This window comes from Paenibacillus algorifonticola, from assembly GCF_000971975.1.
GTDB lineage: Bacteria > Bacillota > Bacilli > Paenibacillales > Paenibacillaceae > Pristimantibacillus > Pristimantibacillus algorifonticola.
On record NZ_KQ040790.1, the window covers coordinates 602 to 1,015 of the forward strand.

Sequence of the window (414 nt, forward strand, 5' to 3'; positions counted from 1 at the left end):
CTGAGAAGTCGGTACTCATTTATGGGGCCATAGCTCAGCTGGGAGAGCGCCTGCCTTGCAAGCAGGAGGTCAGCGGTTCGATCCCGCTTGGCTCCACCAAAAAAAAGTATAAGGTTGTGTCTTTTCTAAAGCTTGTCTTTGGAATGGATGTAACAAACACTTGCACCTTGAAAACTGGATAGCGAAAGCAAAGAATGAAACATCCTTTAGCGAGAAATATCGCAGGAAGGCAATGAAAGGTCTTGATCTTGACTTGTCCCCACTGCAAGCGAAAGTATGGTCGAATGGGATGGACTTTTGGAAGTGTAAACTCTTGATCGGCAGGCAACTGCAGGATCAAAGTGGAACGGACAACGGCCAGCACATCGAGCATACGGTAGCGATTGGTTAAGCTAATAAGAGCGCACGGAGGAT

1 tRNA gene is annotated in these 414 nt (G+C 47.6%); it reads left to right on the plus strand.

What is annotated here, in order from left to right:
* Positions 1-23 precede the first annotated feature (23 nt).
* Positions 24-99 (plus strand) — tRNA-Ala (locus WH37_RS06780).
* The last annotated feature ends 315 nt before the right edge of the window (positions 100-414 follow it).